Annotated in this window: 15 protein-coding genes and 1 tRNA gene; 12 read left to right on the plus strand and 4 right to left on the minus strand. The window is 62.4% G+C overall.

Going from position 1 to position 15,591, the window contains the following annotated elements:
* Positions 1–130: 130 nt before the first annotated feature.
* The 3 genes from LVD11_RS14415 to mutS form a co-directional block, all read right to left on the minus strand.
* Positions 131–298 (minus strand): DUF1328 family protein, encoded by a 168-nt coding sequence (locus LVD11_RS14415; protein ID WP_237060168.1) that lies wholly within the window; start codon positions 296–298, stop codon positions 131–133.
* A gap of 231 nt (positions 299–529) precedes the next feature.
* Positions 530–853 (minus strand): ferredoxin FdxA, encoded by a 324-nt coding sequence (gene fdxA / locus LVD11_RS14420; RefSeq protein WP_237060170.1) that lies wholly within the window; start codon positions 851–853, stop codon positions 530–532.
* A 123-nt stretch (positions 854–976) separates the two neighbouring features.
* Positions 977–3,673: a DNA mismatch repair protein MutS gene (mutS, locus tag LVD11_RS14425; protein WP_237060172.1), complete on the minus strand. Its 2,697-nt coding sequence runs from the start codon at positions 3,671–3,673 to the stop codon at positions 977–979.
* Positions 3,674–3,764: 91 nt separating this feature from the next.
* Here mutS and LVD11_RS14430 point away from each other — a divergent pair, with 91 nt between their 5' ends.
* The 12 genes from LVD11_RS14430 to LVD11_RS14485 all read left to right on the plus strand — a co-directional run bounded on the left by LVD11_RS14430 (position 3,765) and on the right by LVD11_RS14485 (position 14,990).
* Positions 3,765–4,274: a CinA family protein gene (locus LVD11_RS14430; protein WP_237060173.1), complete on the plus strand. Its 510-nt coding sequence runs from the start codon at positions 3,765–3,767 to the stop codon at positions 4,272–4,274.
* A 75-nt stretch (positions 4,275–4,349) separates the two neighbouring features.
* The gene (recA, locus tag LVD11_RS14435; protein ID WP_237060174.1) at positions 4,350–5,387 is read left to right on the plus strand and encodes a recombinase RecA; all 1,038 of its coding nucleotides are present in this window, start codon (positions 4,350–4,352) and stop codon (positions 5,385–5,387) included.
* 12 nt (positions 5,388–5,399) lie between these two features.
* Complete coding sequence (locus LVD11_RS14440; RefSeq protein ID WP_237060175.1) at positions 5,400–5,879, plus strand: regulatory protein RecX; 480 nt, start codon at positions 5,400–5,402, stop codon at positions 5,877–5,879.
* A 40-nt stretch (positions 5,880–5,919) separates the two neighbouring features.
* The gene (glpK, locus tag LVD11_RS14445) at positions 5,920–7,398 is read left to right on the plus strand and encodes a glycerol kinase GlpK (RefSeq protein ID WP_237060176.1); all 1,479 of its coding nucleotides are present in this window, start codon (positions 5,920–5,922) and stop codon (positions 7,396–7,398) included.
* Positions 7,399–7,468: 70 nt separating this feature from the next.
* On the plus strand, positions 7,469–8,506 hold the full coding sequence (locus LVD11_RS14450; RefSeq protein ID WP_237060177.1) for a class I fructose-bisphosphate aldolase: 1,038 nt from the start codon (positions 7,469–7,471) through the stop codon (positions 8,504–8,506).
* Positions 8,507–8,605: 99 nt separating this feature from the next.
* The gene (locus LVD11_RS14455) at positions 8,606–9,445 is read left to right on the plus strand and encodes an alpha/beta hydrolase (RefSeq protein ID WP_237060178.1); all 840 of its coding nucleotides are present in this window, start codon (positions 8,606–8,608) and stop codon (positions 9,443–9,445) included.
* Between the two features lie 114 nt (positions 9,446–9,559).
* Positions 9,560–9,745, plus strand: coding sequence for a Trm112 family protein (locus tag LVD11_RS14460; protein WP_237060179.1), 186 nt, complete (start codon positions 9,560–9,562; stop codon positions 9,743–9,745).
* Between the two features lie 4 nt (positions 9,746–9,749).
* Positions 9,750–10,112 (plus strand): histidine triad nucleotide-binding protein, encoded by a 363-nt coding sequence (locus tag LVD11_RS14465; protein WP_237060181.1) that lies wholly within the window; start codon positions 9,750–9,752, stop codon positions 10,110–10,112.
* A 59-nt stretch (positions 10,113–10,171) separates the two neighbouring features.
* Positions 10,172–12,784 carry an alanine--tRNA ligase gene (gene alaS, locus LVD11_RS14470; protein ID WP_237060183.1) on the plus strand — a complete coding sequence of 871 codons (2,613 nt, stop codon included), beginning with the start codon at positions 10,172–10,174 and terminating at the stop codon, positions 12,782–12,784.
* 146 nt (positions 12,785–12,930) lie between these two features.
* Complete coding sequence (locus LVD11_RS14475; RefSeq protein WP_237060185.1) at positions 12,931–14,169, plus strand: aspartate kinase; 1,239 nt, start codon at positions 12,931–12,933, stop codon at positions 14,167–14,169.
* A gap of 217 nt (positions 14,170–14,386) precedes the next feature.
* Entirely contained in the window at positions 14,387–14,581 is a 195-nt protein-coding gene (gene csrA, locus LVD11_RS14480) for a carbon storage regulator CsrA (protein ID WP_237060187.1), read from the plus strand.
* A gap of 319 nt (positions 14,582–14,900) precedes the next feature.
* A tRNA-Ser gene (locus LVD11_RS14485) sits at positions 14,901–14,990 on the plus strand.
* A gap of 372 nt (positions 14,991–15,362) precedes the next feature.
* Here the strand turns inward: LVD11_RS14485 and LVD11_RS14490 are convergent.
* A partial coding sequence (locus tag LVD11_RS14490; RefSeq protein ID WP_237060190.1) for a hypothetical protein occupies positions 15,363–15,591 on the minus strand: 229 nt, incomplete at its 5' end.

Genomic DNA, 15,591 nt, shown 5'->3' on the forward strand with positions numbered 1-15,591 from the left:
AGAAGCTGAGGGAAGCCAACGTTAATAAACAGGTTGGGTACTGCTGCAACCGGGGGGGTGGGCTGGTCGCTATATAGTGCGGGGCTGGAGTTAGCCGGAGGGCCGAGATTCGACCCTCCAGTAAATGGTGTCATTTGGGGGGGCGTCTGCGACCAAAAATCAGGGCCAGTACGAACAGTACCAGGAAGATAAAGAACAGGATTTTCGCTGCATCCGCAGCGACACCGGCCACGCCGCCGAACCCGAAGAAGGCGGCAATGATCGCAATTACGAAAAATATTATTGCCCATCGCAACATGGTGAGTCTCCTCTGGTGGCGGGAGAGATTAAGCACTTTGAGCCGGCCGCTCTCGATTGGGCTCAGGCCATCGCGGATGGCTCATGGGCAACAGTTATAGATTCAACTTTGGCTGTTCACCAGCAATTATGTTCCAGTACGGAAATATGGTGGGCAGGATGGCGTGAATGGAAACGGGCCGCTTGGTGCGGCCCGTTTGGGTGCGGGTTGATGCAGAGTGTCAGGGAATGGTTAGCGTTCCAGCTGCTCCAGTTTGCCTTTCTTGCCGTCCCACTCGTCCGCATCCGGCAGGGGATCCTTTTTCTCGGTGATATTGGGCCACACCTCTGCCAGTTCAGCATTCAGTTCGATGAACTCCTGCTGGTCGTCGGGGACTTCGTCCTCAGAGAAGATGGCATTGGCGGGGCACTCGGGCTCGCACAGCGCGCAGTCGATGCATTCGTCCGGGTGGATCACCAGGAAGTTGGGGCCCTCATAGAAACAGTCCACCGGGCAGACTTCCACACAGTCGGTGTATTTGCACTTGATGCAGTTTTCCCCAATTACGAATGTCATGCTTGTCCCTCGATGAAGCGTCAATTTCCGGGGGCGCCGGCCCCGGCGGAATTTTGTGAGTTGCGGATTTTAGCAACAACTGGCGCGAATTGTAGTGGGTTTTCAGTCGAATTGGTTGGGTGCTTATAACAATTTGCGCAGCGCGTAGAGCTGTTCCAGGGCCTGGCGCGGGGTCAGGTCATCCGGGTCCAGATCGGCCAGCGCATCCACGGCCGGGTGGCTGGGAGCGCCAAACAGCTCCGCCTGCATCGGGGATACCGCCTCCGGGGATACCGCCTCCGGGGATACCGCCTCCGGGGATACCGCCTCCGGGGATACCGCCTCCGGGGAATCAGCCACACCGGACTTGGGCTCCGGGGCCGTCGCAGGGGCGGGTGCTGGCTCGAATTCTGCCAGTTCGGGGCGCTCGCCGGATTCCAGCGCCTGCAGGCGTTGCCGGGCCTCCTCCAGCACCTCCCCGGGGATGCCAGCGAGCTTCGCTACCTGTAGGCCGTAGCTCTTGGAAGCGGGTCCTTCCTGGATACGGTGCAGGAAGACAATGCTGTCGCCATGCTCGGTGGCGTTGAGGTGGATGTTAGCCGCCTCGGGACAGCGCGCCGGCAGGTCAGTGAGCTCGAAATAGTGGGTGGCAAACAGGGTAAAGGCACGCACCCGCTCGGCCAGGAAGTGGGCGCAGGCCCAGGCCAGCGACAGGCCATCGTAGGTACTGGTGCCACGCCCGATCTCGTCCATCAGCACCAGGCTGTGTTCGCTGGCATTGCGCAGGATATTGGCGGTCTCGGTCATCTCCACCATAAAGGTGGAACGGCCCCCGGCCAGGTCATCGGCGCTGCCGATGCGGGTAAAGATGCGGTCGAGCATGCCGATGCGGGCGGAATCAGCCGGCACGTAGCTGCCGCAGTGTGCCAGCAGGGCGATCAGGGCTGTCTGGCGCATGTACGTGGATTTACCCCCCATGTTGGGGCCGGTAATCACCAGCATCCGACGGTCGTCGCGCAGGTCGATATCATTGGCCACAAATGGGTCGTCCAGCACCTGCTCCACCACCGGGTGGCGGCCGGCGCTGATATCCAGGCCCGGCTCGGTGTCGAGGGCAGGCCGGCAGAGGCGCAGGTTGTCGGCGCGCTCGGCCAGGCAGGCCAGGACGTCCAGCTGCGACACGCCGGCGGCGGCCGCCTGCAGCTCCGCCAGGGACTCGTTGAGCTTGACGATCAGCTCCTCGTACAGCGCCTTCTCCCGTGCCAGGGCGCGGCTCTTGGCCGAGAGGGCCTTGTCCTCGAACTCCTTCAGCTCGGGGGTGATGAAGCGCTCGGCATTCTTGAGAGTCTGGCGGCGGATATACTCGGCCGGCGCCTTGTCGCTCTGGCCGCGGCTGATCTCGATAAAGTAGCCGTGCACCCGGTTGTAGCCCACCTTGAGGGTGGGGATACCGGTGCGCTCCTTCTCGCGCTGCTCCAGCTGGACCAGGAAGTCGCCGGCGTTCTCGCTGATGGAGCGCAGCTCGTCCAGCTCGCTGTCGTAGCCCTCGGCAATCACGCCGCCATCGCGAATCACCACCGGCGGGTTCTCGATAATCGCGCGCTCCAGCAGCGCCACGGTCTCCGGCCATTCGCCGATCTCGCGCCCCAGCTCGCGCAGTAGGGCCGTGTCCATCTCCGCCAGCTGGCGCTGGATCTCCGGGAACTGCGCCAGCGACTGGCCCAGCCGGGCCAGGTCGCGGGGGCGGGCCGAGCGCAGCGCCAGGCGCCCGAGGATGCGTTCCATATCCCCCACCGGCTTGAGGGCGTCCCGCAGGGGCTCGAAGCCGTAATTCTCCAGCATGGCGCCGATCGCGTCCTGGCGATTGTTCAGGGTGGTCAGCTGGCGCAGCGGGTTGTTCAGCCAGCGGCGCAGGAGGCGGCTGCCCATGGCGGTCTTGCAGGTATCGAAAACCGACAGCAGGGTGTTGTCGTCACCGCCCGACAGGTTCAGGTCGATTTCCAGGTTGCGGCGGCTGGCACCGTCCAGCGCCACCGTGTCATCGCTGGTCTCTGTCTGCAGGCTGCGGATATGGGGTAGCTCGGTACGCTGGGTGTCCCGGGCATACTGCAACAGGCACCCGGCGGCGGTGACGGCAGCCAGCATATGGCTGCAACCGAATGCCTCCAGGTCCAGGGTGCCGAACTGCTGGTTCAGTACACGCAGGGCGTTCTCGTGATCGAACTCCCAGGGGGCGCGCCGCCGCATTCCCGCGCGGCGCTCTATTTCCGCCGGCAGCGCCAGGTCCTCCGGCGCCAGCAGTTCGGCGGGCGCGTGGCGCTGCACCTGTTCCGCGAGTGCCTCTACCGTATCTACCTCCTGCACCACGAAGCGCCCGGTGGCCAGGTCCAGCAGGGCGAGGCCGTAGCGGTCCCCCAGCCGGGACAGGGCCGCCAGCAGGTTGTCCCGGCGCTCATTCAGCAGGGCCTCGTCGGTGACCGTGCCCGGGGTGACGATGCGCACCACCTTGCGCTCCACCGGGCCCTTGCTGGTGGCCGGGTCGCCGATCTGCTCGCAGATGGCCACGGATACGCCCTGTTTGATCAGCCTTGCCAGGTAGCCGTCTGCCGAATGGTAGGGGATGCCTGCCATCGGGATCGGCTCGCCGCCCGACTTGCCGCGGGCGGTCAGGGTGACATCCAGGAGCTCTGCCGCTTTCTTGGCATCATCGTAGAAAAGCTCGTAGAAGTCCCCCATCCGGTAAAACACCAGCTCCTGGGGGTGCTGGGCCTTGATGCGCAGGTACTGCTGCATCATCGGGGTATGTTTGGCGTTATCGGTTGCGGTCGCGGCTTGCGGCATGGGGCGTACTTCTTGTCCGTTTCTGGTTGGATTTTGCCGGGGTCCGGGGCAAGGCGCTATTCTACCGAGTCGGGTAGCAAGGAATAAACAGATGACGGATATTTCAGTACTGGCGCAGCAGCTTGGTGAAGAATTGCACAAGAGGGGCTGGAAGGCGACGGCTGCCGAGTCCTGCACCGGCGGCGCCATCGCCGCGGCTATTACGTCGGTGGCGGGTGCCAGCAACTGGTTCGAGGGCTCGGTGGTCAGCTATGCCAACTGGGTCAAGCGCGAGCTGCTTTCGGTTTCCGGGGAAGACCTGGAGGAACTGGGGGCCGTGAGTGAAGAGGTGGCCCGGCAGATGGCCAGTGGAGTGCTGGGGCTGATGGATTCCAATGTGGCTGTGGCTGTCACTGGAATCGCTGGCCCGGATGGCGGCACCGAGGAGAAGCCGGTTGGCACCGTCTGGATTGCGGTGGCTCACTCGGAAGGCCAGGAGCCGGTTACCATCGACGCCAGTTGCTTTCACTTCGAGGGCGACCGCGCCGCGGTGCAGCAGCAGACCGTGGCCGAGGCGCTGCGGGAAATGCTGGCACTGGTGCGGGAGCACTCGGAAGATTGATTACTGGTTGCTTATACAGTAATCCTTCGTTAAGCTTGCCCACAATCAACAACGCTTAAGTACATGGGAAAGGTCATGGATTCCAACAAAGACAAGGCATTGCAGGCGGCGCTGTCTCAGATCGAGCGCCAGTTCGGCAAGGGTACCGTTATGCGTATGGGGGACAAGGAGCGCGAGCGCATTCCCGCGATCTCCACCGGTTCCCTGGGCCTGGATGTTGCCCTCGGCATCGGCGGCTTACCGCGCGGCCGTATCGTGGAGATCTATGGTCCGGAATCCTCCGGTAAGACCACCCTGACACTGCAGGTTATTGCCGAGGCCCAGCGCAAGGGCGGCACCTGTGCTTTTGTCGACGCGGAGCACGCGCTGGACCCGATCTATGCCGAGAAGCTGGGTGTCAATGTAGACGAGCTGATCGTCTCCCAGCCGGATACCGGTGAGCAGGCGCTGGAAGTGGCCGACATGCTGGTGCGCTCCGGTGCTGTCGATGTACTGATTGTCGACTCGGTTGCGGCCCTGACCCCGCGTGCCGAGATCGAGGGCGAAATGGGCGATTCCCACGTAGGCCTGCAGGCGCGCCTGATGTCCCAGGCCCTGCGCAAACTGACCGGTAACATCAAGAATACCAACACCCTGTGTGTATTCATTAACCAGATCCGCATGAAGATCGGCGTGATGTTCGGCTCCCCGGAAACCACCACCGGCGGTAACGCACTCAAATTCTATTCCTCCGTGCGCCTGGATATCCGTCGCATTGGTTCCGTCAAGGAAGGCGATGAAGTGGTCGGTAACGAAACCCGGGTGAAGGTGGTCAAGAACAAGGTGGCTCCGCCGTTCAAGCAGACCGAGTTCCAGATCATGTATGGCCAGGGGATCAACCTGCTGGGCGAGATTATTGATTACGGCGTCAAGCATGGGCTGGTCGACAAGGCGGGTGCCTGGTACAGCTACAAGGGCGACAAGATCGGCCAGGGCAAGGCCAATGCGGTCAAGTTCCTGAAAGAGAACCAGGGTATCCGCGACGAGATCGAGGGACAGCTACGCGCCCAGCTGCTGGGCGACCTGGTGCCGGCCAAGCCGGAACCCGAGACAGCGGAAGCGCCGGAAGAGTAATTCCAGCCGCCCGTGTTCTCCTCTGACGATACGGCTCAGGCGCTGTTCACTGCAGCGCTTGACCTGCTGGCGCGCCGGGAGCACTCCTGCCACGAACTGCGGCAGAAACTCTCGGCGCGCTTCCCCTCCGCAGATTTCGAGGCGCTGTTCGGGCGCCTGCACGAACTCAACTACCAGTCCGACCAGCGCTTCGCCGAAGTGTTTGCCCGCTCGCGCGTGCAGCGCGGTCAGGGGCCCCTGCGCATCCGTCGAGACCTGCAACAGCGGGGGATCGACAGCGCCCTGGCCGGCTCTGCCCTCGACCAGCTTGAGGCGGACTGGTACCAGCTGGCGGCGGAGACCCTGCAGCGCAAGTTCCGACGCCCCATCAGCGATGCATTACCGCGCGACCAGCAGCTGAAAGAGCGCGCACGGCGCCAGCGCTACCTTGCCTACCGCGGTTTCCCCGCGGACGCCATCCAGTATGCCCTGGAGGCGGAACTTTTCTCCTGAGCCTGTATACTGCGGGAAAAGATAAGAGTAAGGAGCCCCCGTGATTCTGTCAGTCGATCAGGGCACCACCGGAACCACCGCCTTTGTCTTCGATTCCCAGGGCCGCCTGTTAGGCCGCAGCTATTCCGAATTTCCCCAGTATTACCCCCGTCCCGGTTGGGTAGAGCACAATGCCAGCGAGATCTGGCAGGTAACCCTCCGTGTGTGCGGGGCGGCCCTCGAGCGCGCTGGTGTCGAAGCCTCGCAGCTGTCCGCTATCGGTATCACCAACCAGCGCGAGACCACGGTACTTTGGGATCGCGAGACTGGCGAGCCTGTTTGCCCGGCCATCGTGTGGCAGTGTCGCCGTTCCGCCGATATCTGCCGGGAGCTGGAGCAGGCGGGCAGGGCGGACTGGCTGCGGGAGAAGACAGGCCTGGTGCTCGATGCTTATTTTTCCGCCAGCAAGCTGCAATGGCTGTTTCGCGCCAATCCCGGGCTGCTGGAACGGGCCCGGGCCGGGGAGCTGGCCTTCGGGACGATAGACAGCTGGCTGATCTGGAAAATGACCGGTGGCCGAGCGCACCTCACAGACCATACCAACGCCAGCCGAACGTTGCTTTACAGCCTCGAGCGGCGTGACTGGGATCCCCAACTGCTGGAGCTGTTTGGCTGCCCGGACGCCATCCTGCCCGAAATCAGGCCGTCCGCCGGGCACTTCGCCAATACTGACCCGGCGTCCTTTCTGGGCGCGGAGGTGCCGATCACCGGTGTGGCCGGGGACCAGCAGGCCTCCCTGTTCGGCCACGGCTGCACCGTGCCGGGGGCGATCAAGAACACCTACGGCACCGGATGCTTCATGCTCGCCTACGCGGGCGAGGACCGGCCCCCGGCTCCCACTGGCCTGCTCACCACCATTGCCTGCGATGCGGGCGGCGCGCCGGCCTACGCTCTGGAGGGGGCCGTGTTCAATGCGGGCTCGGCGGTGCAGTGGCTGCGGGATGACATGGGGCTCATCCAGCAGGCGGCGGACACCGAGAGCATCGCGCGCCAGGTGCCCGATACCCGCGGCGTATACCTGGTGCCGGCATTCAGCGGCCTCGGTGCGCCGCACTGGGATCCCACCGCGCGGGGCATGATCTGCGGCCTGAGTCGCGGCACCGGCCGGGATGAGCTGGTGCGAGCCACCCTGGAGTCCATCGCCTACCAGAGTGATGACCTGGCGCGGTTGATGGCTGATGCGCTTGGAGTGGAAATCAACCGGTTACGAGTGGATGGTGGTGCGGCGGCCAATGATTTCCTGATGCAGTTCCAGTCCGATATCTCCAGCGCCCGGGTGGAAAGACCGCGCCAGATCGAGTCAACGGCAGTGGGGGCGGCGCTGCTGGCGGGGTTGGGTGCGGGCATCTGGGAGAGCGGGGCCTTGCCGGAGTCTCTGCTGGAGATTGAGCGGGACTTCGTGCCGCAGATGAGCGCCCACAAGCGGGAGGAACTGTTGGAGGGCTGGCGTCGGGCGGTGTCTGCCTGCCGCACTTTCTGACGGGCGGTCGAACGGCTGCGGCGGCATACTGCCGCCGCTCCCGCCGAAAATGCCTATCCTCAAGTCTGTGATGAACCGGAGACGGGAGGTATTCAGCGTGGGTATCAGTGACGACCTGCAGGCAACTATCGCGGATATGGTGGACGGGCGCCGGGGGATCCTCGCCGCGGACGAGAGCTCGGGGACCATCGCCAAACGATTTGACGCGGTGGGGGTGGAGTCGACGGAAGAGCATCGCCGCTTTTACCGCTCCCTGCTGCTGGATACCGAGGGATTGGGGCAGTATGTCAGCGGTGTCATCCTGTTCGAGGAGACCCTGGGGCAGAAAAACGGCGATGGCCGCCTCCTCCCGCATGTTGCGGCGGAGCAGGGGATAGTTCCCGGCATCAAGGTGGACAAGGGCAAGGGCCCCCTGGCCGGCGCTCCCGGTGACCTGATCACCTTTGGCCTCGATGGCCTGGAGGCGCGCCTGCAGGGCTACCGCGAACAGGGTGCCCGGTTCGCCAAATGGCGCGAGGTGTACCCGATAAGCCCGCATAACCCCGCCCGGCTGGGACTGACTGCCAATGCCGAGATGCTGGCCCGTTATGCAGCGGTGTGCCAGGGCTGTGGGGTGGTACCGATCGTTGAACCCGAGGTGCTGATGGACGGTGACCACAGTATCGAGCGCAGTGCAGAGGTGAACGAGGCGGTGTGGCACGAGGTATTCCATGCTTTACACCGGCACGGCGTGGTACTGGAGCTGATGATCCTGAAACCCAGCATGGTTACGCCCGGGAAAGACTGTGCCAAGGCGCCCCCGGAGCAGGTGGCCGAATACACCATGCGGAGTCTCCGCCGCGGGGTGCCGGCCGCAGTGCCGAGCATCAATTTCCTCTCCGGTGGCCAGGGCCCGGAAGAGGCCACAGCGAACCTTAATGCACTCAACCAGTTATGGCATGCTCCCTGGCAGCTGAGTTTTTCCTATGGGCGCGCGTTACAGGAACCGGCGCTGAAAGCCTGGCAGGGTGAGAGCGGCAATGCCGGTGCTGCCCAGGCCGCCCTGCTCAAGCGCGCCCGGCTGAACCACCTGGCGATGCTCGGCGAGTACCAGGAGTCCATGGAGTAGGGGGCGTAGCGGCGCTGTCGCCGCGCAAACATGCCCGGACACGGTAGAGGCTGCACGGACATCACTGCAAAATAACAATAAGGTAGCGAGGAGAGAGACATGCAATTCCTGTCACACGGAGAGCGGCTCCATTACCGGCGTTGGTGGGTGGAGGGGGCCCTTGGCGTAGTGGTGATCTCGCACGGGCTCGGTGAACACGGCGGCCGCTACCGGCGGCTGGCGAAGTCGCTGAACAGTGCGGGCTACAGTGTTTACGCGCCTGATCACTACGGTCACGGCCTGTCCGCGGGGGGGCGGGGTCACATCGACGACTTTGCCCGCTACAGCCAGCACCTGCACGATTTTATCCGCATTGTGCAGCGGGATAATCCTGACCGCCCACTGCACCTCCTGGGGCATAGTATGGGCGGTGTCATTGCCTGTGGCTGTGTCGTGCGCTTCGGGGGTGTCGACAGCCTGGTGCTCTCGGCACCGGGATTCCGGGGCTGCCGGGAGCCTGGCGCGGTGGAGCGTTTCCTGATCAGGGGGCTCGCAGCGGTGGTGCCCAGACTGTCCCTTTCCAACCGGCTGGACCCGCACGACCTGACCCATGACCAGGTTGTGGTGAAGGATTACCTGGCTGACGACCTGGTCCACGACCGGGTATCCATGCGCTGGTTCACTACTTTCCTGCGCGAGCGAGAGTTCCTTTTCTCCCGGCTCGACCGGATTACGGTTCCCTGCCTGTTGTTACTGCCGCGGGGTGATCGCATGGTGGATAGTGACACCACCCTGGCCTGGTTCGAGCGATTTGGTAGTGAAAAGCGGCAAGTGCAGTTGTTCCCGGGCGCGTTTCACGAGGTATTCAATGAGCCAGAGGATGGTCCCCGCGCAGTGGAACTGCTACTCAGGCACCTCCGGGCCGGCCAGGAGGTGGGGGCGATCGAGGCCTCCGCCTGACCCCCCGTACACCACCGGGGATGGGGACGGCCGCGCAGCCCGTGAAAATGGCTGTTAACCGTTGTACCATACGCGGTCGTTTTTGGCCCCGGGTGGGCCCGGAGTGTATGGAACATGGATAAGAAACTACTGAGTCTGCTGGTTTGCCCGGTGAGCAAGGCGCCTCTTGAATACGACGAGGAGAAGCAGGAGCTGGTGTGTAAGGCCAGCGGGCTGGCCTATCCGGTACGTGACGGCATCCCCGTGATGCTGGAATCCGAGGCGCGCCAGCTGACCACCGAGGAAAAGCTGGAAAAATAAGCCCATGAGTGAGCCTAGCGTGTTCAGCCGAATCGTCGCCGGTGAAATTCCGGTCGAGCGGCTGTATGAGGATGACCAGTGCATTGTCATCCGCGATCGCGCGCCCCAGGCGCCGACCCACCTTTTGATCATCCCGCGCAAGCCTCTGCTCAATGTGTCGGACGCGGGACGGGATGATCGGCCCTTGCTGGGACACTTGATGTGGGTTGCAGGTGAACTGGGCCGAAAGCTGGGGCTCGACGGCTTCCGGCTGGTGGTCAACAACGGTGCCGGTGCCGGCCAGACCGTCTTTCACCTGCATATTCACCTGCTCGCCGACCGCGAGATGCGTGAGCAGGACCTGGCCGACGCCCCGGCGGGCAGCTGACCCGGGACTCTCGGCCTTTCTGACTGATAACCCTTACCAACGAAGTGGAATTACGCTGGATGAAAAGCGCACAGATACGCGACGCCTTCCTGAATTACTTTGCCGAGCAGGGCCACACCGTGGTGCCCTCCAGTTCCCTGGTGCCGGGTAATGACCCGACCCTGATGTTCACCAATGCCGGCATGGTGCAGTTCAAGGATACCTTCCTCGGTCACGAGCCGCGTCCCTATACGCGCGCCGTGAGTTCCCAGCGCTGTGTGCGTGCCGGTGGCAAGCATAACGACCTGGAAAATGTCGGTTACACCGCCCGCCACCACACGTTTTTCGAGATGCTGGGCAATTTCAGCTTCGGCGACTACTTCAAGCGCGATGCCATCCGCTTTGCCTGGGATTTCCTGACCAAGGTGCTTGGCCTGCCGGAGGAGCGCCTGTGGGTCACCGTGCATATCAGCGATGACGAGGCTGCGGATATCTGGCTGAAGGAAATGGGGGTCAGTGCCGAACGTTTCTCGCGCCTGGATGAGGATAATTTCTGGCAGATGGGCGACACCGGCCCCTGCGGGCCCAGTTCGGAGATCTTCTACGACCACGGCCCGGAAGTGCCCGGCGGCCCGCCCGGATCGGATAATGATGACCTGGATCGCTATATCGAGATCTGGAACCTGGTGTTCATGCAGTATGAGCGTTCCGCCGATGGCGAGTTGCATCCGCTGCCCAAGCCCTCGGTGGATACCGGCATGGGCCTGGAGCGGATTGCCGCGGTGATGCAGGGCGTGCATTCCAACTATGAGATCGACCTGTTCCAGGCGTTGCTCCAGGCTGCTGCGGAGATCGTCGGCTGTAAGGACCTGGAAGAGAAGTCCCTGCGGGTGATCGCCGATCATATACGCTCCTGTTCTTTCCTCGTTGCCGACGGCGTCATGCCCTCCAACGAGGGACGGGGCTATGTCCTGCGCCGGATCATCCGCCGTGCGGTGCGCCACGGCCACAAACTGGGCCAGGAAGGTATCTTCTTCTGCAGGCTGGTCGATGCGCTGGCGGAACAGATGGGGGACGCCTACCCGGAGCTGCGCGAGAAGCAGAAGCTGATCGAGGACACGCTGCGCAAGGAAGAAGAGCAGTTCGCCAAGACTCTGGATAAGGGAATGTCGGTACTGGACGAGGCCCTTGCCGATCTGGAGGGCACTGAAATCCCGGGCAAGCTGGTATTCACCCTGTACGACACCTACGGGTTCCCGGTGGACCTGACCCATGATATTGCCCGTGAGCGGGAACTGACCCTGGACATGGCCGGCTATGAGGCGGCCATGGAGGCCCAGCGTGAACGCGCCCGTGCTGCCGGCAAGTTCAAGCACGATTACACCGCCACCCTCGACCTGGAGGGGGCGACCGAATTTCTCGGCTACGATGCCACGGTTGCCCACGGCAAGGTGATAGCCATCGTCAGCGACGGCGAGCAGGTGGATACCCTGGGCGAGGGCCAGGAGGGTGCGGTGGTGCTGGACCGCACGCCATTCTATGCCGAATCCGGGGGCCAGGTGGGTGATTGCGGTTACCTGCAGGCGGCCGGCGGACGCTTCGAGGTGCGTGACTGCACCAAGCAGGGCGGCCATCATCTCCATACCGGCAAGCTGCTGCAGGGCAGCCTTTCTGTCGGCGACGAACTGGAGGCGGAGGTCTCCGGGGATGTGCGCCAGTCCACTGCGCTGAATCACTCGGCGACACACCTGTTGCACGCTGCGTTGCGGAAGGTGCTGGGCGAGCATGTGACCCAGAAGGGCTCGCTGGTGGACTCCGAGCGCCTGCGGTTCGATTTCTCCCACCCGGAGGCGGTGACAACCAAGCAGCTCCACGCGATTGAGTCGCTGGTAAATGCCCAGATTCGTGCGAATACCCCGGTTCACACCGAGGAGACGGATATCGAGAGCGCGAGGAAAAAGGGTGCCATGGCGCTCTTCGGAGAAAAATACGGCGATACTGTCCGGGTGCTCTCAATGGGCGAGATAGAGGACGGCAGTGCTTTCTCGGTAGAGCTCTGCGGGGGGACTCACGTCCAGCGGACCGGCGATATCGGCCTCCTGCGGATTGTCGGTGAGAGCGGCATCGCCTCCGGCCAGCGCCGCATCGAGGCGGTGACCGGGGCGCATGCCCTGGCCCTGTTTGATGAGGCGCAGCAGCGCCTTGAGCATGCTGCAGCGCTGCTGAAGACGCGGCCGGATATGCTGGCAGATAAGGTGGAGCAACTGCTGGTCACCAACCGCAAGCTTGAAAAGGAAATGTCGCAGCTGAAGACAAAACTCGCCAGCGGTGCGGGTGGTGATCTCTCGGCCCAGGCGGTAGAGGTGGGGGGCCACAAACTGCTGGCAGCCTCCATCGACGGTGCGGACCCGAAATCACTGCGTGACCTCGCCGACCAGATGAAGAATAAACTGGGCAGTGGTGTGGTATTGCTGGCTGCACCGGGCGATGACAAGGTGGCCCTCGTGGCTGCGGTGACCAAGGACCTGACTGACCGGGTGGCGGCCGGCGAGCTGATGCGCTTCGCTGCTGGCCAGCTGGGAGGTAAGGGCGGTGGGCGCCCGGATATGGCCCAGGGTGGCGGCACCGATGTGGCGGCCCTGCCGGGAATGCTTGCCGACGTGCGCACCTGGGTGGAGGAGCGGCTCTCCTGAACGGGTCGGCCCGGCACTTGGTCGCGCAACAATTCAGTTGATTTTGGCAAAAATTAGTGATTTAGTGCGCGGCTTGCAGAATTCGATAGTTGCTGTGCCATGCGGTCTGGTCAGGCGCTGCCGGCAGTAAGGAAACACAGAATCCCATGAGTTTGTACGTGCAGAAATACGGTGGCACCTCGGTGGGCTCGATCGAGCGCATTGAGGCTGTTGCCGACAAGGTGGCCGCTTTCCGGGCGCAGGGGCATGAAATGGTGGTGGTGCTCTCAGCCATGAGTGGTGAGACCAACCGCCTCATTGACCTGGCCTACCAGGTGCAGGAAAAACCGGATCCGCGTGAGCTGGACGTGCTGGTGGCCACCGGTGAGCAGGTCACCATTGCCCTTCTCAGTATGGCCCTGAAAAAGCGCGGTTATGATGCCTGCTCCTATACCGGCGGCCAGGTCAAGATTCTCACTGACAACTCGCACACCAAGGCGCGTATCCAGCAGATCGATGTGGAGCGCATGCGCCGGGACCTGGATGCGGGCCGTGTAGTGGTGGTGGCCGGTTTCCAGGGGGTGGACGAAGAAGGAAATATCACCACTCTGGGCCGCGGCGGTTCGGATACAACGGGTGTCGCCCTGGCGGCAGCGTTGGAAGCCACCGAGTGCCAGATCTATACCGACGTGGACGGGGTATACACCACCGACCCGCGGGTGGTTGACAGTGCGCGTCGGCTCGACCGCATCACCTTCGAGGAAATGCTTGAAATGGCCAGCCTGGGCTCGAAGGTGCTGCAAATCCGCGCGGTCGAGTTTGCCGGTAAATACAAAGTACCCTTGCGGGTTCTCTCCACCTTCGAGGAAGGGGAGGGCACGCTGATCAGTCTGGATGAGGAAGACACCCAAATGGAACAACCCGTTGTTTCCGGCATTGCATTCAATCGGGACGAGGCAAAGCTGACCATTCGCGGCGTGCCGGATACCCCCGGGGTGGCCTGCCGGATCCTGGCGCCGGTAGGCGCGGAAAACATTGAGGTGGATGTCATCGTGCAGAACATCAGTTCTATCGACGGTACCACCGATTTCACCTTCACTGTCCACCGCAATGACCTGGCGAAGGCGAGGGAGGTGCTGGAGCGTGTTGCAGGTGAACTGGGTGCCAGGGAAGTGGTCGCTGACGACAAGATTGCGAAAGTCTCGATTGTGGGTGTGGGGATGCGCTCACACGCCAATGTCGCCAGCCGGATGTTCAGTGCGCTGGGCGAGGACAACATCAACATCCAGATGATCACCACCTCCGAAATCAAGATCTCCGTGATCATCGACGAGCGCTACCTGGAGCTGGCAGTGCGTGCCCTTCACAGTGAGTTTGAGTTGTCCGAACCCAGGGCGGCGGGCTGAGGCTATAACCAACTGGTAGGTGGCGGCTGAGTTCTCATAGCAATTTCGTCATGTGGCGTAGGGTGCAACTGTTGAGAATTTGATCGGGTGGTCAATACTGACAGTAGTGATGGGCAAAAACCTCCCAAAACATGCCGCCATCCGGTTATGATGACCGTGGGAAACTCAAATTGATTTGAGTTATCCCAATCACAGGATGATCAAGGAGAAGTAGGTAATGCTGATTTTAACCCGCCGGATTGGCGAGACGCTGATGGTCGGTGACAATGTTACTGTCACCGTGCTCGGCGTAAAGGGAAACCAGGTGAGAATCGGTGTAAACGCGCCCAAAGAAGTAGCCGTGCACCGGGAAGAAATATACCAGCGGATCCAGAGGGAAAAGCAGACGCCGGGTGACACCGAGCAAGAGTAGCTCCTCCCGAGCAAAAAGGGGCCGGCATGACCGGCCTTTTTTGTTTCCGCTGCGACATTGTCCCTGCTTTCCTCCCTCCTGCTCTCTGCTCCCTCTGTCGTACAGGCCAGCTGCCGACAGGCAACCCCGGAAATCAGTCTGTGCAGAATGTGTGCAAGCGGGAATGGCGCCAAAAAAGTTATTGATTCCCCATTGATTTTTGCCCTCCCGTTGGTATGATGCCGTCCTCTTTCGGGGGGTGCTCAATCGAGTTGACCGCCAGGATCCCGGGTCGGGATTCTTGTCTGCAGCCCCGGGTTGCAGCACAATGAGATTACACGGTGAGATGGCCGAGTGGCTGAAGGCGCGCCCCTGCTAAGGGCGTATGGGTTAACACTCATCGAGGGTTCGAATCCCTCTCTCACCGCCATATCGATCAATCAAAGGGCCCTGCTGAGCAGGGCCCTTTGATTGAGGATGGTCTGAGAGAGTGAGAACCCGCTGGTTCGACTCGGAGGCGCTTGTCGCCGGAGAGCAGCGAGCAAAGCGAAGCTAATCCCTCTCTCACCGCCATACAAAAACACCCTCTCATGAGAGGGTGTTTTTTTTGCCCTGAGTCGCAGGGTGGGGAGGCGAGCGCCTCCCGGTCTGGCTCTCCAGTTTGCTCCAGAAAGATTTTGGAAAAACTGCTTGCCGGGCCAGAAATGGTCGCTATAATGCGCGCCACTTCGGAAGGGCCAGGCGGTCCTTCAGGGTCGGGAAAAGACGTCTTCGGGCATCGCTTCCGGCGCTGGAAAAGCCTTCAAAAAAGGCTTGCCAGACGCGGAGAGGCCGCTATAATGCGCGCCACTTCGGAAGGGCCGGGCGGTCCTTCGGGGTCGGGAAAGGACGCCTTCGGGCATCGGTTTCCGGCACTGAAAAAAGCCTTCAAAAAAGGCTTGCCAAGCACGAAGGGGTCGATATAATGCGCGCCCCTTCGACGGTCACCGGAAGCGGTGGTCGGGGATCCCGGAAAGGCCCGAGCGGCCGGC

It is taken from the genome of Microbulbifer sediminum (assembly GCF_021729035.1).
In the GTDB taxonomy this organism is placed as follows: Bacteria; Pseudomonadota; Gammaproteobacteria; order Pseudomonadales; family Cellvibrionaceae; genus Microbulbifer; species Microbulbifer sediminum.